Genomic DNA, 21,051 nt, shown 5'->3' with positions numbered 1-21,051 from the left:
GGGCTTTTTGAGCAAAAAAATTGCCACCCCCTGAATTCTAAGGATAATTGAGGTTACCACACACCCAACAACCTAGAATAGGAAGTGACAAATTGTACCCTCAAATTATAACCTATTTACTTACTTTTATTAAGTACCAAGATCAGGTTATTCGAACATTATTAACTCTTTTGATTGGGAAAAGTATGTTTGATAAACCTGTAGAAAAACCTGTAAATAAGCCTTATCGAAAACTACAGGTAGACGACCTCCCAATCATCGAAACCCTACAAAAGTTTGATTATAAACTTCTTTTGAATGAGTATCAGGAGAAAAATGGGAAACCCCTTAAACCTGTTCGAAGACACTCAAATTCAAAAACAACTGTTCCTTCCAGCATAAAATGTCCAAAGTGTGGTGCTCCATCTGATTTTCTTTATGCAAATAACGGAGACAAGGGACAGTATCAATGCAAGGTGTGTGCATGTTTGTTTAACCAAAAAAATCATTATTCAAAAGAGGCAATTTTAAAATGTCCTCACTGTGCTAAAACGCTTGAAAAGGTCAAAGAGAGAAAAGATTTCGATGTATTCAAGTGTAAAAACAACGACTGTTCTTATTACCAAAAGAAACAAAATGGACTATCTTCAAAAGAGAAAAAACAGTTTAAAAAGGATCCACAGGCATTTAAAATGCGTTATATTTTCCGTCAGTTTCGTATCGATTACCAACCCTTATCGAAGCGTTCACCTCAGAAACCAAAGTTGGATTTATCAAGACTATATGTGTCGCCACATACATTGGGACTGATTTTGACCTACCATGTGAACTATGGGTTGTCAGCCCGTAAAACAGCTGCACTCATGAAGGATGTACATGGTGTATCCATCTCCCACCAAAGCATTTTGAATTACGAAAATAGCGTAGCACTGATGCTTAAACCTTATGTGGACCATTATCCTTATGAGCTTTCTGATCAATTCTGTGGAGACGAGACCTACATTCGAGTGAAAGGTCGCTGGCATTATTTATTCTTCTTTTTTGATGCCGTAAAAAAGATTATTCTGTCTTATCCTGTTTCTCCTAATCGAGATACTCAGTCAGCCATTCTGGCTATCGATGAGGTTCTTCTAAAGATGAAGGAAATCCCTAAAAACCTCACGTTTATTGTAGATGGCAATCCGATTTACCTATTAGCCCAACATTTCTTTGCCCAACATGATATTTCGTTTGATGTGAAGCAAGTCATTGGATTAACCAACGAAGATCCAGTATCAACAGAATACCGACCACTCAAGCAAATTATTGAACGACTCAATCGAACGTTTAAAGGAAATTATCGCTCGACTCATGGGTTTGGATCTGATCATGGATCTGTTTCTTTCGTCACTTTGTTTGTCGCATACTTTAACTTTCTACGGCCTCATTCAGCCTTAGAAGGAAAAGTACCTGTGATTCATCCAGAGTTACTTCAGCTTCCCAATATGCCAGCAAGATGGACTAAGCTAATTGGATTAGCTCAAGATTGGATTATAGAACAAACAACCTAGCTTTTGTTTAGCTGAGCCCTGAACCAGCAATCGGCGGAGCGAACTCTTGACAAACCGAACTTGCCAATGGTTTAAAATGGAAAAAATCAAGGGCTTATTTGGCATGCCTTCTTTTGTCCCCTTCGCCCTTGATAACCTGAATTCAAACCATTGGTGTGTTTGTCAAGAGCGATTGCGAGCCTCTCCACTTCAAAAAGGAAAGAAGAAAAAGACTTCAGGTTACTTTTTCATAGAAGTTTTGACACTACCATAATTTTCCTCAAATGGAACTTCGAAAATAGCTTTCCCATTCTAAACCTCAGAATACACAAGTAATCATTTCCTAAATAGTCAGTTATTTTAAATGGCTGTTTTCGTAAAGTTTGTTGCGATTACCCGCAGCCGGAATACACTTCGCTTTCCGTGGGGCTAAGCTTAAGCCTCCTCAGCTTCGCCTCCGGGGTCTCAGGCTGTCTCGCTAATCCCCGTGGCGTCTTCGTGTATTCCGGCTGCTCCAATTTCCCTATTAATTCTTTTTTCCTATTGAAAAAACAACAATCCTTTAGAAAACAGCCTTTTAAATAAATAACTATTTGCCGAACAAAATAAAAAACGTTAATAAAACCTATATAATGTTATACAAAAATAATCATTTCGTTCATTCTATTCATTATGTATTCTTACTTGTTTTAAATAATCTGAAATATCACTACCTAATCCATTCGTAATGACAATTATATAATCGGAATATTTATTACGCAAGAATTTTGTAGAATTTTGTAGAATAAAAACAAATCTGAAATATAAAAATCTACAGAATAATTATATTAATATAAATATATCCGAATTATCACAATTAGAAGAATACACTTTCTACTTCATTATTTTATTTTCACTCACTGATCTCTTTTCCCTAAAAGATACCGACAAAAGAATCCCTATTTTTTTATTAAAATCGACAAACTTTAATAAAACAGCCTTTGAATATCAACTAATCATGCTAAAATGGTTATAATAATAATTATAATTAAGTTTCTAGATTCTATTTTAAAAAGTGATTTTTGTATTTGCTCGAAGAAAGCGTTGTTTTGGGAAGATATTGTCTTTCTTTTGCAGATTAACATAGCTAGTAAAAAGGCCTATTAAATAGAATGAATCACTTGATTAGATGCATCTGCCACCTAATCCTGTGTCTAGAATACATATTGGAGGAAGTAATGATGAAAACTATCTTTTCTGGAATTCAACCTAGTGGAACTATCACATTAGGAAATTATATTGGTGCATTAAGCCAATTTGTGGAGTTGCAAGACGAATACAATTGTTTCTTCTGTATTGTGGATCAGCATGCTATAACAGTACCGCAAGACCGGCTGGTACTTAGAAATAACACTCGTAGCTTAGCTGCCCTTTACTTAGCTGTGGGTATTGATCCCCAAAAAGCTACTTTATTTATTCAATCTGAAGTTCCTGCCCATGCTCAAGGAGCTTGGTTGATGCAATGTGTCTCTTATATCGGCGAATTAGAGAGAATGACACAGTTCAAAGACAAATCAACTGGCAAAGATGCTGTGTCTGCCGCTTTATTAACATACCCACCATTAATGGCTGCAGATATTCTTTTATATAGTACAGATATCGTTCCAGTTGGAGAAGACCAAAAGCAACATCTTGAATTAACTCGTGATCTTGCCGAACGTTTTAATAAAAAATACAATGACATTCTGACAATTCCAGAAGTGCGCATTCCAAAAGTGGGGGCAAGAATCATGTCCTTACAAGATCCTACAAAAAAAATGAGTAAATCCGATACAAATAACAAAGCAACTATCACTTTGTTGGACGAACCAGCCCAAATTATTAAGAAAGTCAAAAGCGCTGTTACAGACTCAGAAGGTATAGTTAAATTTGACCGAGAAAACAAGCCAGGCGTGTCCAATTTATTATCTATTTACTCTATCCTTTCTGAGGAAAGTATTCCAAGCCTAGAAGCAAAATACGAAGGTAAAGGCTATGGAGAGTTTAAAACAGACTTAGCGAATGTTGTAGTTGATGCATTAAAACCAATTCAAGAAAAATACAACGAGCTAATGAATTCGACTGAATTAGATGACATTTTAGATGAAGGCGCAGCAAAGGCAAATAAAGTCGCAGGTAAAATGATTAAAAAAATGGAAAATGCGATGGGATTAGGTCGTAAACGCCGTTAATATCCGCTCTTATAGAAACGATGGATGACTCCATCATTTCTGTTTGTCGACAAAAGCATTTTAAAAAAGTTAAATGAAATTTTCTTGCGTTGCTTGAAGTGGAAGGGGGGAGACTCCTGTGGGATTAGCGCGAGCCCCATGGAAAGTGAACCCCTGAAACGGAAAGCAACATCCCTATTAGAAAAGGCAATATAAAGAAGACCATAGGCAAAAATTTCAAATTTCAAGAAGTTTGTCTACAGTTCTAAAGCCCGATGAAAATTCATCGGGCTTTTTCATTCCTATTAATTTTGTAAAACGGCTACTCTTAATTTACTTTCGGACCATGCTCCATTTCCCATAGCTTTTCAAAAAACGGCTGACCTTTTATAATATTCTCACAAAACTGCTCATGCTTATTCGACCAACCGTATTTTGTACACTCAAATAGTTCATTCCATGCATGTTCAAAATTTAAATGCTGAATCTCAAAATAACGTTCCGGACTCCATTCCGTATACCAATAGCGAACTTCTGCCACATTTTCAGACGAATATAGTTGATCTAGCGCCATAAACAATAATTGCTTTAATTGTCTTTCTTTTCTTGTTAATCCATTCATCACATGCGGCTCAGGTGATAAAATATGGAATTCTTTCTTTTCTTCGTTGTTTTGAAAGTTATAATAAATAGTTTCTTGATTTTCAAGCAGTTCATAGGCTAACTGTTCTTGTCTAGGTATCATTCGGCTCTTCCTAATTGGTACAGAATAACCTATTGTATCTACTACTAAAAGACCAATTCCATCAGAAACTACAAAACAATAATCTAATTGAATTCGTTCATGATTTTTTCGTAGATATGCCTTTTGATAAATTTCTTCTAATAATTGTCGTGGTATTTCCGCTAAATCATTTTCTATGTAATTGTATAAACATGAGTCTACTTTCAATAGCGGAACTTGATCCAATAATTCAACACCATCATCTTTTCTCCATTCATGAAAGTGACAAACATTATATCCGTTTTCTTCCCCTTCAAACCAATTTACCCAAACATCATGAAGATACTGCATATTTTATCCCTCACTTCAACAACTGTTTGTCCATAAGTATTGGCAGAGCGTAGTAAATTTATTCCTATTTTCAAAGGATTATTTTTAATCCTCCATTAATTTTGAAAATAACTTACTATCATAATATGTACAAACTTTCGCTTACATGTCTTTTTCATACTACTTTTATGACTATTTTTTCAGTCTGGTTATCCCAGTAAAAGAGATTCCTCTTAGTTTTTCAAATAAGATGCAATAGACGAGCAGATTCAACGCTCGCCTTAAAAAATTTCTTATCCTCTCTTAACGCGTAGTAAGCTCCAATCGCAAACTGAGGAAAATCGAGAAAGCTAGGTGTTAAAACTCTCCCGTAAGGTACGATAACTTTAACTAACCTAACGATCAATAAGGATGAGGTTAGTCCCCCGCTGATAGAATTTTTCTTATAAAAATGCTTCGCTTTTTATTGTAAAGTGCATTTTTTCTGCTATTTTTTTTTGAGAATGATAAGTATTAACTAGATAGAAGCCTGTATTATAACCAATCATTCGTGGATAGCGTCCATATCCATACAATAATTGATCATGTATCTCTTCTGTTTTTTTTACATCTAGATGCTCCTTTAGCTCTTTACCCCAAAATTTCTTTATTTTATCCTCTTCATATAAGTGACACCAGTTGGCATTATATGCTTCTCCACAGTTTTTCTTAACGGCAAGCTCAGCTAATCCTTCCATGATAATAGAATCTAGTAATGTATAATTCTCAATATCTTTTTTTTGATGATGAATTCGGCAAACATGATGGTATTCGTGGATAAAAAGGGCTTCTAGCTCCTTATCATTTTCTACTTCTCCAATAAACAAGAAAAGTTGATTTGGAAACGATACACCGGATTTATTTTCATCTCCTCTCCAGGAAGCCTGAAAAGGAAAAATATATATAGGTACATCTGGTCCATTCCATTTTTTCTTATACTTTTTAAAAAATCGGTCTATTTTATTCCATGTATCTAGTTCTTTCATTTTTTCAAATGTTTGCTTTGAACGTCTTGATGGCTTATACATTCCAAAGTCCATTAAATATCGATATATATTTTGAGTTTTATCTCCATTAAATGTTGCTTTAAAATGTTCACATATAGAAGTTGGCTCATAAAAGTCATCCTCTAACCATTTATTTGTTTCGATTACCCCCACCAATATTTCCCCTTTTAATTCATTTTGTCCTAATCATTTATCAGTATATGGATACTTAATTTATTGGTTCCATAACTATCATCACCTTACAAAAACTTCATTTCCTATTTAGAAAATCACAAGCACCTAGTAAACTTCAAATCAACTTTCCATCGATATTAAAAAAGGGATATACAAAGAAGAGCCTCATTTCGAGTTCTTCTTTGTATATCCCTTTCTTAACAAGCAACGATTTCTGTTAATGATGAGAAAAAACAAGTTATCTTACTATCTAATTTTTATTTATGTGAATCTTTCATAATCCTGCTTCCACACCCACAAATGATCGAGTGCTTCAATTTTTTTATTGGTTGTTTACACTCTAAACAAATAATTTCCTTTTTTCTTTTATGCTTTTGAACACTGCTGACAGGTTCCATAAAATTGGAGATTATGGGAGCTGATAATGAATTTAGATATGGATTTCGCAAATGCTTCTACCTCCCTTAATGTAGGATACCAAATATCTACTATCTCTCCACAATCACTACAGACAATATGATAATGTTCCTCTTTTTTCCATTCATATTTACTTAAGCCTTCTCCAAATTGTATCTCTTTTAACAACTGCAATTCCGTGAATAAATGAACGTTATTATAGACAGTCGTAATACTTACTGATGGCATATTCTCATTTAGTACATGATAAATTTCATCTACTGTCCAATGCTTATTATCTTTAGAAAGTATATTAATTAATTCTAGCCTTTGTGGCGTTAAACGGACATTTTTTTCTTTCAATAGGTTTTTAGCCTTTTCTATACTCAGCATAGAGTTCTTCCTTTCTCTGTAATATCCCTTTATACTGCCCACCTTAAAAAGAAAGCGTTTTCTCAATATGATAATCAAATCCGGCTTGTCTACGTTAAATAATAGAATTATAGTTTTAATTATATACACTTTATAATAATAGTCAATATTAATTTAAAATAATTATAAATAAAGGTTTTAAAGAAAAAAAACTGTTAGAATCTGCCTATAGGATATGACAGATTCTAACAGTTTAATAAATGCCTTTTTCTTTTATAATTATTGATATTTCTTAAATACTATTGTAGCGTTATGGCCACCGAAGCCTAGAGAATTACTCATCGCTACATTTACTTCTTGTTTTCTATGGGTATTAATTACATAATCTAGGTCACAATCGGGATCTGCCGTTTCAAAATTAATAGTTGGTGGTAAGATACTATCTCTTATTGCCAATACACTAAAAATAGCCTCAATTCCACCTGCTGCACCTAATAAGTGACCAGTCATTGATTTTGTAGAACTCATTGGAACTTTATAAGCATAATCTCCAAATACTTCTTTTACAGCCATTGTTTCGAACTTATCGTTATATGCAGTACTTGTACCATGTGCATTAATATAAGAAACATCTTCTGGTGCAAGTCCAGCATCATTAATTGCCATCTTCATTGCTCTTGCTCCACCTTCGCCACCTGGTGCAGGTGAAGTAATATGATAAGCGTCTCCAGTTGAACCATATCCAACTATTTCTGCATAAATTTTAGCGCCTCTTGCTAAAGCATGTTCTAATTCTTCAAGTACAACAATTCCTGCTCCCTCTCCAATAACAAAGCCATCACGATTTGCATCAAATGGTCTGCTTGCTGTTTTCGGATCTGGATTGAAAGATAAGGCAGTATTCGCACAGAAACCAGCAACAGACATCTTTGTAATAGGTGCTTCTGCGCCACCAGTAATCATTGCATCAGCATCTCCACGCTGAATAACTTTAAACGCATCTCCGATTGAGTTTGTTCCAGTTGCACATGCAGTAACAGTACAAGAATTTACGCCTCTTGCTCCTAATGTTATTGAAACTTGTCCAGATGCCATATCCGGAATTAACATTGGTACAAAGAAAGGACTTACTCGTTTATACCCTCTTTTTTGGAAGATTTCATATTGATTTTCGAATGTTTCCATTCCACCAATACCAGAGCCAATCCATACTCCCACACGTGGTGCATTTTCATCCGTGATTTGTAAATCAGCATCTTTAACAGCCATCAAAGAAGCTGCAAGCGCATATTGTGTAAAGCGATCCATTTTTCTTGCATCTTTTTTATCCATAAAATCTTCTGGATTAAATTCCTTCACTTCTGCAGCTACTTTTGCTGGATATTCATCAGCATTAATTCTTGTTAATGGTCCAATTCCTGAAACTCCAGCAACAATATTTTCCCAGGTAGTTATTGCATCATTACCAAGTGGCGTTACAGCCCCAATTCCAGTAACAACTACTCTTTTATTCGTACTCATGACCTATTCTCCTTTTCTATATAGCATCAAATTTAAAGTATGTTCTATTTTATAGGAAGAAATTTATTATTTTCCCCAACGCATAGCAATTGCGCCCCAAGTCAAGCCTCCACCGAAACCGACCATTACAAGCACATCATCTTCTTTAATTTTGCCTGCTTCTAGTTCTTCCACTAATGAAATTGGAATAGACGCTGCACTTGTATTTCCATATTTATGAACCGTTTTAGAAAGTTTCTCTTCTGGTAAATTCAATCTTTGTCTAGACGCTTCCATTATGCGAATATTCGCTTGGTGTGGTATAAGGAAATCTACATCTTCCTTAGATAATCCTGCTTTTACTAAAACATTTTCACTGCTTTCACCCATTTGACGAACTGCAAATTTAAAGACTTCTCTTCCATTCATATAAATATAGTCTTCATCATCTAAATAAAGATGTTTTCCACCAGAACCATCTGCTCCTAATTCAAAAGAAAGAATTCCTCTTCCTTCTGAAACTTTACCTAGTACAGCAGCTCCAGCTCCATCTCCAAAAAGAACAGCAGTATTACGGTCTTCCCAGTTTGTTATTTTGGACAGCTTCTCTACGCCAACTACTAACACATATTTATATACACCTGTATCAATAAATTGCTTCGCTGTTACCATCCCATACATAAATCCTGCGCAGGCAGCACTTAAATCCATGGCAGCGGCTTTTTTAGCCCCTAACTTTTCTTGAATCATACATGCAACAGAAGGAAATGATTGATCAGGTGTAACAGTTGCAACCATAATCATATCGATATCTTCTGGATGAATACCAGCATCAGCAATTGCTTTCTTGGCCGCAGCTAATGCAATATCAGATGTATTTGTATTGTCATCTGCAATTCTTCGTTCTTGTATACCAGTTCTTGTTCTAATCCATTCATCATTTGTATCGACCATTTTTTCTAAATCAAAGTTTGTTAAAATTTTCTCTGGAAGTTCACGGCCAATACCAATTATTCCTGTACCCAAAGCTTTCAGCTCCTTTATAGTCACCGGTTTATCCGGTATGTGTTTCTTTTTGACTGTTATTTGCATAAAAAAGCTATATGAACAGTCTTTTTCATAAACTCTCGTTAAATAAGCTAATTTACCCCACTCTTAACGGACAGTAAAACTCCCCCCTCAAGCTTATTGGAAGTTTCACTTTATCCGCAGCCTGCATACAAGCAAGGAGTATAGGCTGGCTACTAGTAGATCTTAAGCCGAAAATAAATCCAATAGTGATTCTTTTAGTTTACCCTAATTTTATCATTATGGACTTACAAGAAAAGAGAAAAAACAGCCTTATTACAGTAATATATTATTATCAATTATTATGACTTGGTACTAATTTTATCAAATTCCTCCACCCTTTTGCAACATATTTTACTTTCTATTATATTGGTCTAAGCATTTCCCGATATTTTTCATAGCATATTAAGAACATAACGCGAAGATTGTGTAATAGGAGGAAATATAGTGGAGGATTATAATGATGAATTCTACGATGAAAAGGAAAAAGTAGATGTGACAACAGAGGAGGAAGAAAAAGAAATTGATCACTTCTCCCTGTTTATGTTTGGTACAAACAGTCGTTCCATAAGAAAAAATGAAAAGATAGACCATGAACGACTAAGCGATGAGAAGCCTTCCTACAATAGAAGAATGAAAGGAGATAATTGGATTCTAGGAAGGGGCGGCGGCGGAGATATAAATCAAGTGGAAGAAAAAGAAGAAAACGAAAATTTCGATGCCATTGCAAATTTCATAAATCAAATTGACCTTGAGCTTCTTATGAAAAATGTAGATATGTTTATGACATCTGCTAATGATTTAAAACCGATTTTCAAAAAGATAACTCCCTTCATAAAAAAATGGATGGATTAACCAAATAACAATGTGATTGCTTGTTAATCCACCCCTTTTTTATAGAGGATTTAAAGACTCATATAATTCCACATAATCGTAATCCATTTGCAATACCATCTTCATTATTACTTGTTGTAACATAAGTGGCTGACTTTTTAACAATGTCAAAAGCATTTCCCATTGCAACTGGATATTTTACTAGCTCAAACATTTCTAAATCATTTAATCCATCTCCAAATGCATATGTATTTTCTACAGAACAATTTAAATGCGAAAGTAAATACTCTATACCTGTAGCCTTTGACTTACCAGCCGGATAGATATCACATCCATAAGGTGAATTTCTTATAAACTGAAAATGTGGAAATTTCTCTTGATAAAAGGTTTCTTCACCAGGTTCACAGAAGATTAACATTAGATGAATAGCCTCTTGATCGTACAAGCCTTTATTTATCGGAGGATATTTCCCCCCTACTCTTTCATAATTTTTCCTGATTAGAGTAGAGCCCTCACTCGTAACACTTATCTTTGCAGCATTATAAAAGGCCATTTCATGCCTATTTTTTATTGCCTCTAAGTGCAGTTCTTTAACCTTTCTTACCTCTAATGGATTTTCATAAATGACAGTTCCCTTATACATTACATACTGTCCATTCATCGCAACAACTGAATTGATGCCCGTCGCTTCTAAAATATAGCCAATTTCCATTAAAGTTCTCCCTGTTGCTATAATAGGCTCAATCCCTTTTTCTTTTAGCTTTTTTATTGCCTCTATTGAACTTTCGGACACTTTAAGCTCGCTTGTTAGAAGCGTTCCATCTAAATCAAAAAAACAATCTGGTTTGTTTCCATACTTGTTACCACTCCTTTCCAATTTCATTACCGTACGCTTCGTTCCATTGACTTTGAAATACTTTCACATCTCTTTGAGTTGCTGGAAAAGCAATTAACTTTTCGATTATTTCTGGAGCTACAGTCACTGAATGTGCTCCAGATAAACAGGCTTGATAAACTTGGTTTACGTTTTTAAAACTTGCTGCCAATACTTCAGTACTGATTTTATGAATAGTAAATAAATGAATAATATCACTTACTACTCGGATTCCATCTCCTGATAAATCATCGATTCTATTAACATAAGGAGCCACATATTTTGCTCCTGCATTAGCAGCTATCAATGCTTGAAATGGTGTATAAATGGTAGTAGCTAACGTTGGAATATTTTTGGAGGTTAATTGTTTTATTGCTTTTATTCCTTCCTGTGTAACTGGAATTTTTATAATGTTTTTCCCTGGAATCAACTCCTGGAAATATTCAGCTTCCTCTACTATTTCACTAGCACTATCTGCAATAACTTGGATAAAAAGTTCCTTTTCTTCTCCTATTATCTTTCGAATCTCTTGAAGCGATTGAGTATAATGCTTTTTCTCTTTTACGAGAATAGAAGGGTTTGTTGTTACACCCGAAATAGGATAATATTCATTTATTCTTTCAATTTGGGTAAGATTTGCTGAATCAATATAAAGTCTCATGAAGTAAATTCCCCCTTTATAAATAGAATGTTTTCGTAAAGTTTTTTCTGGTTACCGTAACTTGTAGCCTGAAGAGTTTCCACACCTAACTTCCTCGATATTCTTCAGCATGAGGTGGGGTTCTTACTGCCTGTTAAGTGTGGATAAAACATTTAAAAATTACAATAGGAGATTCCCTTTAACGATCTAATCATGCAACAATTTAGCTAACTTCATGCAAGGATTAAAAAACGAGTTGGAAGTCTCCTATCATTTTGTTCTTATTTTGAAACTATTTTCAACTTAGTACCAATTTCAAAAACTGGCATTTCTTTATCTTCTATATAAAGAGTACCAGGTAATTCAGGGTTAGTTGATCCATCAAACCGGATCGTAATATGGCCGATAGATGTTAAGTTTCGTTCTACAATTTCACCTACAGAGGTAATTTCAAATGATTCATTATTTATTAATAATTTCTGACCTGGTTTAATACTATCCTCTACATCAACTATTTCAATCCCATAGCAAAACTCTGCTAATTCTTGAGGTGCTCCATCCCCAAAAAGAATAATCATTTTTTCCTCTAAAAAAGTTGTGGCTAATGGCCCTATGCTATTAATTGTGTTTTCGTAAATTGTTTTCATCCTGTTCGGCATATTGAATAATGCCATTCGCCTCCATTCATTGTTTTTATCGCTTACAACTTTCCATATTCTTAATTACTATATAATCCAAAGCTTGCTAACCAAGCCACAAACACTCGTGGTACACCTATTAAGAACCTAGAGTAGAGTACTGACGGTACGCCTACTTCAACTGTTTCTGCTTCTGCCTCTGCTAAGCCTAACCCAACTGGAATAAAATCAGCAGCACATTGAGTATTAATTGCAAAAACGGCTGGCAATGCTAAATTTGGCGGGATATTTCCTTTTCCAATTTCAACACCAATCAAAGTTCCAATAATTTGTGCAATTACTGCTCCAGGTCCTAATAAAGGAGAAAGAAACGGCAGGGAACAAATAAATCCGATTAATAATAGACCAATAATATTTCCCGCTAACGGTGACATTAATTTAGCAAATAGGTTTCCGACTCCTGATCCTTGAATAATACCAATTAATAAAGAGACAAAGGCCATAAATGGGATAATGGTGTTTATTAATGTTTGAACTGCTTCACGACCAGCCTGATAAAAAGTACTAATAACTTTACCAGCGCCAAGACCTATTTTGGTAAGCAGTCCTTGTTTTTGATTTTCAGCCAAGGTTTGAGAGATTTTTTTATCTGAACTATATTTATACTCTTTCTTAGGAGTGTCCTTTTCCTTTTCTACAGCACTAGCATTTTCTAATAAAGCTTCCTCTTCTACAAGTTCAATTTGATTTAATCCTACTGCAGATACATAGATGTCTTCTGTAATAAATTTTGCCAAAGGTCCACTTTTACCAGTAGGCATAATATTAATCGTTGGGATTCTCTTTTGTGGATAAATACCACATCTTAATGTCCCGCCGCAATCTATAATAGCAATTGCAATTTGCTCATCTGGTACAGATGTTTTAAATCCATTTACTGGCTCAGCACCAGTTAATTCCGCAATTCTATCTACAATATCTGGTTTTGCTCCTCCACCAGTAATATACACAATTTTATTTCGTTGCTCCGTTGGTGTAACAATTAATGGACCACCAAATCCACCATTTCCTTTTTTTATTTTTATTGTTCGATATTGTGCCATAATGGAATCCCCCATTTTAATGATTTAATTTTACTTCGGAACTTAGTTTGATTCCTTGCTGTTTTTCTACCATTTTTGTTGTAAAATCAGTGATCCAGCCTGCAAAGAAGTTCATTACTATTCCAACAAGGAAATATCTAACTGCTAGATCTGCCGTACTAAATCCTAATTGTTCAATACCTGCTGCAATTCCTAGAAAAATAAATAGTTCGCCTGGATTAATGTGAGGAAATAATCCATTACTTGTGTGACAGAAATAAGAAGCAGATGCATAATAACTAGGTTTATACTTCTCTGGTAAAAATCTTCCTAAAGATAAGCCCATCGGATTCCCTAGCATGAATGTTCCTAATAATGGCAAAACTAAGTATCTTAATAAGGGATTTTTTGAAGATGCCGACGCTAATCGATTGATGCGATCTTCACCAATTAATTGGATGATTGTATTCATCGCTACTAGTAATAACAAAACAACTGGTACAATGCCTGTCATCCATGAAATAAAGGTCTCTGCTCCTGTATCAAATAAATTTCTAAACCCTTCAGCAAACTTAATGATATAATCCATGAAATCCACCTCTTCTTATTTTTTGGCTGTTTTCTATAAGATTGTTGCTTTCTCAATAGAAAAAATCAATTAATGAGGAAATCTGAGCAGCCTGAATACACGTAGACTCCTGTGGGATTAGCGAGACAACCTGAGACCCTGCAGGCCAAAGGCAGACCGCGGCTCAGCGCGAGCCCCACGGAAAGCGGAGTGTATTCAGGCTGCAGGTCATAGCAACAAACTTTACGAAAACAGCCTATTTTTTAAATGAAACTGCATTTTCTGCACGTATCATCATTCTTTTAAAGAAACTATCTTTTTCCGGCACTACGCCGCCACTCATAATAATTTTATAATTATTGGAAGCATCTAAAATTGCATCCCTTAATAATTTGTTGCAATGCTTTAAATCTTCTTCTTTTAAATTTCTAATATTTTTATCAAGAAAACCTGGCAAATCACGAAACTTCGCCATGACAGTTACTCCTTGCATTTTTTTTGCGGCAAGGATTCTTCCATTATTGTTGATTGCAAATAAGACGATTGTCCCCGCTTTAATTCGACCAGGTTTCTTGCCAATAGCTACTTTCCCCATTCTTCTTAGTTCCGAATAGCCCTTTGTAAAATGTTTAATCTGTAAAAATCCTAACCCCATTTGAATAACAAATGCTCCTGCTATTAAAAGCATCAAAATAATTAGTTCCATTCTTTCACTTCCTAACTATCTTTTTTAACGCCATCTTCAAGATAAAGACATAAATCTTCATAGTTTTCAACATAAACCATCTTATTCACCAAATTAGTATTAGAAGATATATTAATAATTTCATCATAAATTTTCACTAATAAACTAGCATCATATTCTGTATTCTCAGGTAGAGCTAATAAAAATACTATCTTTAATGCATAATTATCCTGCCAGACTGTTTCTGGAAAAATACCTATTGCTAGCTCTATTTTGTCTGACTGATAATTGATGGTATGTGGAAGTGCAATATATTTATCAAATATCATCGAACCTTTTTCTTCTCTTATTTGCAAGCGCTGTTTGAAGCCATCATCGACGTAACCATTTAAAACGAGTTGATCAACCATTCGATTTAAATTTTCTGAATAACTTAACGACTTATCCAAAATAAAGAATTTCTGTTTATTTAGTAGTAGTTTAATAACAGATTGGAAACTTGTACTACTATTTTCATTTATCTTAAATTTATCTAAGTAACTAATACGTTCAATTTGTTTGAGAACCTTTTTCTCATCAAAGATTTCATTAATGATTACTAACGGCGTTTGAATGGCATAAGGTATATTAACTGTCGAAAAGACAATATCGTACTTATCTAATGTATTCTTACTTACTTCATTTTCAGAAAAAATATCTATTTTAGTATGAGGGTCGAGTATTTTCTTCAGCTGCATTGCTACAATTTTTGCTGTCCCTCTACCTGTTCCGCAAACAATAACTACCTGTTCCAATTTCTTAAGATTTTCCTTATTATTTTCGATGAAAACACCAAAATATAGTGCGATATATCCTAGTTCTTCTTCTGAAACTTTCATTCCATATTCTTTGAAAATTCTTTCTCCAACTATTTCTGACATTTGATATGCCAAAGGATACTTTTCTTTGATATCATCTAATAAAGGGTTTTTTAATTGGATATTAAACATTAGACGGTTAATCATGAAAGTAAGATGATATTGTAAATCCTTGTAAAAATCTCCACTTTCTTTTACCTTATTTAAATTAAAGCCTAAATAAATGATGCTATTATCTAATAAATTCGTGATTTCCTTTGTCACTGTAATACCTTCAATGGAATGACTATTAATTGGTGTCCTTCTCCCGACGATTGGCAATGCAATAAAAACAATCTCATCTCTAGGTATGTTTATCGATAATTTCTGTTCAAGCACTTTGCCTATTTCTAAGGCTATATGAAAATCAGGTGAATTTACTATCCTATGGTATTTATCATCCATCTCTTTTATTGAATATCCTTTTAAAAGACGATCAAGCATAATGATAATGGAATGAAGTAACCTATCTCTCGTACTTATCTCAAAGTCGTAATGATTAGCGATGTTTATAATTTCCTCTTTAATATCCTCATCCAACGGATCTTCGGTAAAAAGATAGGAAAATAAATTATCCAATATAAAAAATCGCAAATCAATTTCTCTTCCCTTTAAGTACATCCCCTTGTTCTGTTTTCCTTTAATGGCAAGATTATACGTTTCTAGAGCTACTGAGGCTTTTTTTAATTCATTCACTAGTGTTGTTCTTCCGACGTTTAACTGAAAAGCCATTTCATCCATTGTTATTATTCCGTCATCATTCAATAACATATTTATAACAGTGGCAATTCTTTTTTGTGGTGAATCAACCTTGTGCGAATATACATTAAGGTTTTCTATAACCTTGTTAAGTTTTTGCTGATCATTGATTTTTAAACAAAACCCTTTCCCTCTTTCATTAATCAATTCTGCTATTCCTTGTAATTCTTTATTAAATTGATTAATTACCAGTCGAACTGTTCTTGTACTTACCCCCATTTGCTGGGCAAGATAATCCAAAGGACAGTACATTTTCTTAGTTGTTAATTCGAATATTTGCCTTATCCGATTACTTGTATTTAAATCAGTCATTCCATTACACACCCTTATATCGTATTGCTCATATATGCACAATGCTTATATTCAATTTACTAAATATATCATAAAGCGCTGGTGAATTAACTGATTTATGCATGAATCATTAGTTTGTTAACCACGGGACTTCCCGCCTGATATATTAAAGGTTGTTCCTGTAATATAGCTAGCTTTATCCGAAGCAAGATACGATACTAAATCTCCAACTTCTTGTAATTTACCTTCCCTGCCAATTGGAATTGATTTACTATAATCAGTTGATAATCCATCTACCGTCACTCCGCGAGTATAAGCTAAAGCCTCATTATAAGCATCTGTTCGCAATCCTGTTTTTTCTAATATTCCTGGAGCAATCGCTACTACGCGAATATTATAAGGACTTAACTCTTTAGCCCATGCTCGAGAAAACGAAATTAATGCCCCTTTTGTTGCCGAATAGCAACTCTGACCTGCTGATCCCTCTTGTCCTGCTTCTGAAGCAACATTGATAATTACACCTTTTCCATGTTTCAGCATTTCCTTTGCTGCTGCTTGGGCACAAAAGTACGGACCTTTTTGATTAACAGCAACCATAAAATCAAAATCTTTTTCATTTAATTCATATTGTGGTTTTTCACCCTTTACATCTACTAATAATCTCGGTAAATTAACCCCAGCATTATTTACTAAAATATCAATCTTTCCAAACTCTGCAACTGTTTTACTAACCATTTGTTCAACGCTTTCTTTATTAGTTACATCACATTTAATAAGATATGCTCTGTCCGCTTGTGGTCCCTCTTCTCCTACTAAATCGGAGATAATTACTTTTGCACCATTATTAATTAACTCTTTAGCAATGGAATAACCAATCCCAGAAGATCCTCCTGTTACAATTGCCACTTTTCCTTCAAGGTTTAACCAAGAATTATCCATCCAACTTTTCCTCCTCATCATTAAGCGTTTTCATTTCTATGGTTTAAGTATAAGACTCATTCTTTATTACATTAATACCTTTATTTGCACATAATAGTGCAGAGTGTGGTATTAATTAGTCGCTTTATATTTATAGTCATTAATTTAAACTTGATTTATTGCATAATAAAAATCATTTTTTCTAAAAGAGCGTCTGAGCCTTTTTTTAGAAAAAATGATTTTTTATTGTCTTCTCTTTTAATTCTCATTTGGCAACTTTCCTGTTTTCTTATACCGATTTAGCTCCTTCTGCAATATTTCTACAAATTCTTTATCTACATTGGGACTAAATTCCCCTAGAAAAATGGTATTATCTCTAATCCCACATAATTGATTCCCAGACTTCAGTTTTCCCTCATCAAACGCCTGAGCTACCTGGCCATACAGCTTAGGTATGTCTTGAATCGTGCTTGTTAATACCGTATATTTTCCTATTGTAGACTGATCTGAAATATATCCAATCGCATATAATCCATTTTCTTTCATTCTTTCAATGATATCTACATGAAAGCCATCACCAATTGGATAAACAATGTCTACATTTTGACTAATTTCATTATCTAACAGACCCATCGCTTTTTCCCGATCATCCCAATCATTGACAAATTCTTCAAGAACCCTTACATCCTTATTGATATAGTGAGCCCCTGCTTCAAATCCACTGGCTTCCTCTTGCCATTCGTAAGCACCGATAACTCCAACCGTATTTGTTCTAGTCATATAACCGGCAACCATTCCGCCAAAAAAGCCCATCGGATAATTTTCCATTCTAATGTTACTTGTATTCTTTTGTGTTGCTAGTTCTCTTCCGTTTAAACTGACAAAGTGAATGGAGGGATATTTATTTGCAAGGATATTAAAGTACTGCACAAAGTCTCCCCCATGACCAAAAATTAAATTAACACCTTTCCCTTGAAACTCCTTCACTGCTCTTTCTGCAACTGTATAAGAGTCGATTGACTCTTTATAAAACACGTCTAGGCCAAGCTTTGTATGTATATTTAATAAACCTTTATACCCTTGCGTTCCCCATGCTTGATCACTCACAGTTCCAGCCACAAAGAGACCTACTTTGTCTATCTTTCCTTTTTTCTCAGACGAATCATAAAAGAATAGGAAAAGAAAAAGAACACACGCAATTATAGGAATGATTAAAATAATCTTTCTCCTAAAAATCGATTTACGGATGTTCGTTAATATACTTTTCATGGTAATTACTCCTATAATACTACTAAATTCTATATAATAAATGATGCTTTTTTTGCTGTTCTAAATTATCTTTTATCGTTTCTTTATTTTCAACCATCACTTCTTGTAAATAACTGGAGAAACTTATATCTTTCGTTAATCCTTTTGGCATATCCCATTTTAATTGTTCTAAGCATCTTTGCCAATGGTTTATTTCCGTACTCTTTAATAGAATATCATTATTTTGTCCTTTCTTTGTCTGTTTTACTACTTCCTTTACAGCATCTTCGATAAATATTGCATCATTTGTATATTCTCGGATATTTAACTGAATATTTTTCTGCTCTTTTCCTTCAATGACCTGTTGAAATAGAAAATCACTAGGCTGCCAGGGTCCATATAGTGTTGGTAAATATACTACTTGCATCGCATAACCATTTAGAATATCTTTTATGGATGTAATAAAATCTAATTCCGTTTCTATGGATATAACATTTACTAGAAAAACGAACCTTTTATTTTGTGATTCCTTTTTATCACTGTACTCTGAAAACAGATTTTTCACCTTATCATATTTCGATAATTGTTTTAGCGTATAGAAATCAAAATATAAAACTTCTATGTTTGTATCTTGGAGAATAGACGTAAATTCAGCCAAGCTTTTTTCACTAAAATTTGCATTTCGACCTATCTCCATTCTTTTCTCATCTAGGTCTTCTACTACTAGGTCAGGATAAGTTATCCCAATTATTTCTTCTCCTTCTTCAAGTAACGCTGAGCATATATGAAACCCAAGAAAATGGTATGCACCGAATATTACAGCTTTCTTCATTAAAAAGCCTCCCATACAAAATACTTACTGTATCATATGCATCGGAAAAGACAAATATTTCGCAGCTTAACAAAAGCGTTTCCTACAAATTTTACTTACCGAACCTTTGCGGATGAGTTTCAACACCTAACTTCCTAGATTATCAGCAGTTTACGGTTTGGCCTTACTGACCATTAAGAACGGAAAAAAATGATGCTGTTCTTTTAGCAAATGCTATTAGAACAACATCATTTTTTTCATAATGTTTTTTCATACTTCTTAAAAAACGAGGCAATTTGTTTCGGAATGGCACTCCGTTTTTCTGGTAAAACATAGGAAACGAAAATAGGCAGATTTTTTTCTTCCCAAATAACAGAAGCTTTTTTTAAACCATGTGATTGATAATAGGATCTACCATTATGCAAAATTTGAATAATTTTTGTTGGTATGTCAGTCTCCTCTAATTGATACTCCTTTTTCTCCTTTACTAGCTCGAATAATTCATGCTTATTTGTATTAAAAGCAATACTTATTTCATTGGTTAATTTTTTTATAAAAAACTTATGCTCTTTCTCTCTTTCTAAATGTTCTTTCAAAGATAAAATCGGGTTTAACAAAACAACAGAGCGTATATTATCTTTCATCTCCATCATCAATCGAATCGCTGTCAGTGCTCCCATGCCTTCAGCAATAATATGAATTCTTTGGTTCAATATTTCTGTTCGAATAATATGTTCATATAATCTTCTAGCCAATTGTAAGGCTTTTTCACTTCCCCAGTTCTTTCCATAAAGATTGGAATAAAAAATCGTATATCCATTATCCCGTAACGATTCAATTAAGTTACGTTTTCCTTCATTTTGATTCCAAAAACTATTTGTGTCTGTTACAAAATTTCTTTCGTCTCCAATTATTAAGATACCGAAACCATTAGGTCGATGAGGATAATGTATCATGTTCCATTCGGTATCTAGCTGGAAGTTCCGGTTCTCCATCTTAAAAACTCCTTTTTAGCATTTTCCTTTTAATAATGTATGTCTCTTTTATTAAAACGTAAGGGAGTTTGCCTATATTTAAAGAAGAAATGCGGAGTTACATGACTAAATGCTGAAAAAATCGAATCAATTTTTTTCACCAGAAGAATGACTGAATAGCCTATGCGTGCATACTATTAATACATAAAAAGTGAAGAAATTAAGAAAGCTACATTAATCACATTTATTATTTATCTACAATGTGGTAAGATGATTATGATAAGCAAGCTATAAAGAGGTGAATTCGGTTGCGTTACATAATGACAATTTTTTGGACATTTTTACTTGCTCAAATGTTAGTTTATGTTGTTGGTTCAATGAATGGGGTTCCTTTTAGTTTTTCAATGGGGCTAATCCTAACAGCTGTCTTTTCAGTATTAGTTTTCATTTTATCAGCAATTATTCCAGATGAACCTACTCATGAAGAAGGTTCTCACTAAAACATGAATATTGTAGTAAATGGTGA

20 protein-coding genes are annotated in these 21,051 nt (G+C 34.0%); 4 read left to right on the top strand and 16 right to left on the bottom strand.

The window, feature by feature from the left end; all coding sequences use genetic code 11:
• The first annotated feature begins 92 nt into the window (after nucleotides 1-92).
• Both NKG37_RS13530 and trpS read left to right on the top strand, forming a co-directional pair.
• Entirely contained in the window at nucleotides 93-1,529 is a 1,437-nt protein-coding gene (locus NKG37_RS13530; RefSeq protein WP_031540087.1) for a DDE-type integrase/transposase/recombinase, read from the top strand.
• Between the two features lie 1,196 nt (nucleotides 1,530-2,725).
• Complete coding sequence (gene trpS / locus NKG37_RS13525; RefSeq protein ID WP_254414794.1) at nucleotides 2,726-3,718, top strand: tryptophan--tRNA ligase; 993 nt, start codon at nucleotides 2,726-2,728, stop codon at nucleotides 3,716-3,718.
• A 307-nt stretch (nucleotides 3,719-4,025) separates the two neighbouring features.
• Here the strand turns inward: trpS and NKG37_RS13520 are convergent, their stop codons facing one another.
• From NKG37_RS13520 to NKG37_RS13500, 5 genes are all read right to left on the bottom strand, one after another.
• The gene (locus NKG37_RS13520) at nucleotides 4,026-4,772 is read right to left on the bottom strand and encodes a YjbA family protein (protein WP_016204642.1); all 747 of its coding nucleotides are present in this window, start codon (nucleotides 4,770-4,772) and stop codon (nucleotides 4,026-4,028) included.
• A gap of 422 nt (nucleotides 4,773-5,194) precedes the next feature.
• The gene (locus tag NKG37_RS13515; protein ID WP_254414793.1) at nucleotides 5,195-5,950 is read right to left on the bottom strand and encodes a DUF2268 domain-containing putative Zn-dependent protease; all 756 of its coding nucleotides are present in this window, start codon (nucleotides 5,948-5,950) and stop codon (nucleotides 5,195-5,197) included.
• Between the two features lie 387 nt (nucleotides 5,951-6,337).
• Nucleotides 6,338-6,760 carry a Fur family transcriptional regulator gene (locus tag NKG37_RS13510; protein WP_254414792.1) on the bottom strand — a complete coding sequence of 141 codons (423 nt, stop codon included), beginning with the start codon at nucleotides 6,758-6,760 and terminating at the stop codon, nucleotides 6,338-6,340.
• Between the two features lie 258 nt (nucleotides 6,761-7,018).
• Complete coding sequence (gene fabF, locus NKG37_RS13505) at nucleotides 7,019-8,260, bottom strand: beta-ketoacyl-ACP synthase II (protein ID WP_016204638.1); 1,242 nt, start codon at nucleotides 8,258-8,260, stop codon at nucleotides 7,019-7,021.
• 66 nt (nucleotides 8,261-8,326) lie between these two features.
• Nucleotides 8,327-9,265 (bottom strand): beta-ketoacyl-ACP synthase III, encoded by a 939-nt coding sequence (locus NKG37_RS13500; RefSeq protein ID WP_016204637.1) that lies wholly within the window; start codon nucleotides 9,263-9,265, stop codon nucleotides 8,327-8,329.
• Nucleotides 9,266-9,754: 489 nt separating this feature from the next.
• On the opposite strand from NKG37_RS13500, the gene NKG37_RS13495 reads away from it, so the two are divergent.
• Nucleotides 9,755-10,162 carry a hypothetical protein gene (locus tag NKG37_RS13495; RefSeq protein WP_016204636.1) on the top strand — a complete coding sequence of 136 codons (408 nt, stop codon included), beginning with the start codon at nucleotides 9,755-9,757 and terminating at the stop codon, nucleotides 10,160-10,162.
• Nucleotides 10,163-10,220: 58 nt separating this feature from the next.
• Here the strand turns inward: NKG37_RS13495 and NKG37_RS13490 are convergent, their stop codons facing one another.
• The 11 genes from NKG37_RS13490 to NKG37_RS13440 all read right to left on the bottom strand — a co-directional run bounded on the left by NKG37_RS13490 (nucleotide 10,221) and on the right by NKG37_RS13440 (nucleotide 20,546).
• Nucleotides 10,221-11,024, bottom strand: coding sequence for a Cof-type HAD-IIB family hydrolase (locus NKG37_RS13490; RefSeq protein ID WP_254414791.1), 804 nt, complete (start codon nucleotides 11,022-11,024; stop codon nucleotides 10,221-10,223).
• Entirely contained in the window at nucleotides 11,002-11,676 is a 675-nt protein-coding gene (locus tag NKG37_RS13485) for a transaldolase family protein (RefSeq protein ID WP_169188127.1), read from the bottom strand. Before NKG37_RS13485 ends, NKG37_RS13490 begins: the two co-directional genes overlap by 23 nt.
• 260 nt (nucleotides 11,677-11,936) lie before the next feature.
• Entirely contained in the window at nucleotides 11,937-12,329 is a 393-nt protein-coding gene (locus NKG37_RS13480) for a PTS glucitol/sorbitol transporter subunit IIA (RefSeq protein WP_224427407.1), read from the bottom strand.
• A 44-nt stretch (nucleotides 12,330-12,373) separates the two neighbouring features.
• Nucleotides 12,374-13,396: a PTS glucitol/sorbitol transporter subunit IIB gene (locus NKG37_RS13475; RefSeq protein WP_169188126.1), complete on the bottom strand. Its 1,023-nt coding sequence runs from the start codon at nucleotides 13,394-13,396 to the stop codon at nucleotides 12,374-12,376.
• A 16-nt stretch (nucleotides 13,397-13,412) separates the two neighbouring features.
• Nucleotides 13,413-13,964 (bottom strand): PTS glucitol/sorbitol transporter subunit IIC, encoded by a 552-nt coding sequence (locus NKG37_RS13470; protein ID WP_169188125.1) that lies wholly within the window; start codon nucleotides 13,962-13,964, stop codon nucleotides 13,413-13,415.
• Nucleotides 13,965-14,199: 235 nt separating this feature from the next.
• Nucleotides 14,200-14,649 carry a transcriptional regulator GutM gene (locus NKG37_RS13465; RefSeq protein ID WP_169188124.1) on the bottom strand — a complete coding sequence of 150 codons (450 nt, stop codon included), beginning with the start codon at nucleotides 14,647-14,649 and terminating at the stop codon, nucleotides 14,200-14,202.
• An 11-nt stretch (nucleotides 14,650-14,660) separates the two neighbouring features.
• Nucleotides 14,661-16,595: a BglG family transcription antiterminator gene (locus NKG37_RS13460; RefSeq protein WP_169188123.1), complete on the bottom strand. Its 1,935-nt coding sequence runs from the start codon at nucleotides 16,593-16,595 to the stop codon at nucleotides 14,661-14,663.
• 117 nt (nucleotides 16,596-16,712) lie between these two features.
• Complete coding sequence (locus tag NKG37_RS13455) at nucleotides 16,713-17,513, bottom strand: SDR family oxidoreductase (protein ID WP_169188122.1); 801 nt, start codon at nucleotides 17,511-17,513, stop codon at nucleotides 16,713-16,715.
• Between the two features lie 237 nt (nucleotides 17,514-17,750).
• Nucleotides 17,751-18,761 (bottom strand): BMP family ABC transporter substrate-binding protein, encoded by a 1,011-nt coding sequence (locus tag NKG37_RS13450; protein ID WP_169188121.1) that lies wholly within the window; start codon nucleotides 18,759-18,761, stop codon nucleotides 17,751-17,753.
• Between the two features lie 22 nt (nucleotides 18,762-18,783).
• On the bottom strand, nucleotides 18,784-19,572 hold the full coding sequence (locus NKG37_RS13445; protein ID WP_016204633.1) for a Rossmann-fold NAD(P)-binding domain-containing protein: 789 nt from the start codon (nucleotides 19,570-19,572) through the stop codon (nucleotides 18,784-18,786).
• A gap of 236 nt (nucleotides 19,573-19,808) precedes the next feature.
• The gene (locus NKG37_RS13440; protein ID WP_016204632.1) at nucleotides 19,809-20,546 is read right to left on the bottom strand and encodes a lipase family protein; all 738 of its coding nucleotides are present in this window, start codon (nucleotides 20,544-20,546) and stop codon (nucleotides 19,809-19,811) included.
• 299 nt (nucleotides 20,547-20,845) lie between these two features.
• Here NKG37_RS13440 and NKG37_RS13435 point away from each other — a divergent pair, with 299 nt between their 5' ends.
• Nucleotides 20,846-21,025 (top strand): YjzD family protein, encoded by a 180-nt coding sequence (locus NKG37_RS13435; RefSeq protein WP_016204631.1) that lies wholly within the window; start codon nucleotides 20,846-20,848, stop codon nucleotides 21,023-21,025.
• The last annotated feature ends 26 nt before the right edge of the window (nucleotides 21,026-21,051 follow it).

The organism is Niallia sp. RD1 (assembly GCF_024219955.1).
Taxonomy (GTDB): Bacteria; Bacillota; Bacilli; order Bacillales; family Cytobacillaceae; genus Niallia; species Niallia alba.
The sequence above is the reverse complement of the archived record's forward strand: the minus strand, read 5'-3'. Positions and strand labels throughout refer to the sequence as shown.

Bases quoted from the DNA above. Each gene is read 5' to 3' on its own strand.
- trpS (WP_254414794.1), top strand. From the start codon at position 2,726: ATGATGAAAACTATCTTTTCTGGAATTCAACCTAGTGGAACTATCACA.
- NKG37_RS13520 (WP_016204642.1), bottom strand. From the start codon at position 4,772: ATGCAGTATCTTCATGATGTTTGGGTAAATTGGTTTGAAGGGGAAGAA.
- NKG37_RS13510 (WP_254414792.1), bottom strand. From the start codon at position 6,760: ATGCTGAGTATAGAAAAGGCTAAAAACCTATTGAAAGAAAAAAATGTC.
- fabF (WP_016204638.1), bottom strand. From the start codon at position 8,260: ATGAGTACGAATAAAAGAGTAGTTGTTACTGGAATTGGGGCTGTAACG.
- NKG37_RS13490 (WP_254414791.1), bottom strand. From the start codon at position 11,024: ATGAAATTGGAAAGGAGTGGTAACAAGTATGGAAACAAACCAGATTGT.
- NKG37_RS13485 (WP_169188127.1), bottom strand. From the start codon at position 11,676: ATGAGACTTTATATTGATTCAGCAAATCTTACCCAAATTGAAAGAATA.
- NKG37_RS13480 (WP_224427407.1), bottom strand. From the start codon at position 12,329: ATGGCATTATTCAATATGCCGAACAGGATGAAAACAATTTACGAAAAC.
- NKG37_RS13475 (WP_169188126.1), bottom strand. From the start codon at position 13,396: ATGGCACAATATCGAACAATAAAAATAAAAAAAGGAAATGGTGGATTT.
- NKG37_RS13470 (WP_169188125.1), bottom strand. From the start codon at position 13,964: ATGGATTATATCATTAAGTTTGCTGAAGGGTTTAGAAATTTATTTGAT.
- NKG37_RS13465 (WP_169188124.1), bottom strand. From the start codon at position 14,649: ATGGAACTAATTATTTTGATGCTTTTAATAGCAGGAGCATTTGTTATT.
- NKG37_RS13460 (WP_169188123.1), bottom strand. From the start codon at position 16,595: ATGACTGATTTAAATACAAGTAATCGGATAAGGCAAATATTCGAATTA.
- NKG37_RS13455 (WP_169188122.1), bottom strand. From the start codon at position 17,513: ATGGATAATTCTTGGTTAAACCTTGAAGGAAAAGTGGCAATTGTAACA.
- NKG37_RS13450 (WP_169188121.1), bottom strand. From the start codon at position 18,761: ATGAAAAGTATATTAACGAACATCCGTAAATCGATTTTTAGGAGAAAG.
- NKG37_RS13445 (WP_016204633.1), bottom strand. From the start codon at position 19,572: ATGAAGAAAGCTGTAATATTCGGTGCATACCATTTTCTTGGGTTTCAT.
- NKG37_RS13440 (WP_016204632.1), bottom strand. From the start codon at position 20,546: ATGGAGAACCGGAACTTCCAGCTAGATACCGAATGGAACATGATACAT.
- NKG37_RS13435 (WP_016204631.1), top strand. From the start codon at position 20,846: ATGACAATTTTTTGGACATTTTTACTTGCTCAAATGTTAGTTTATGTT.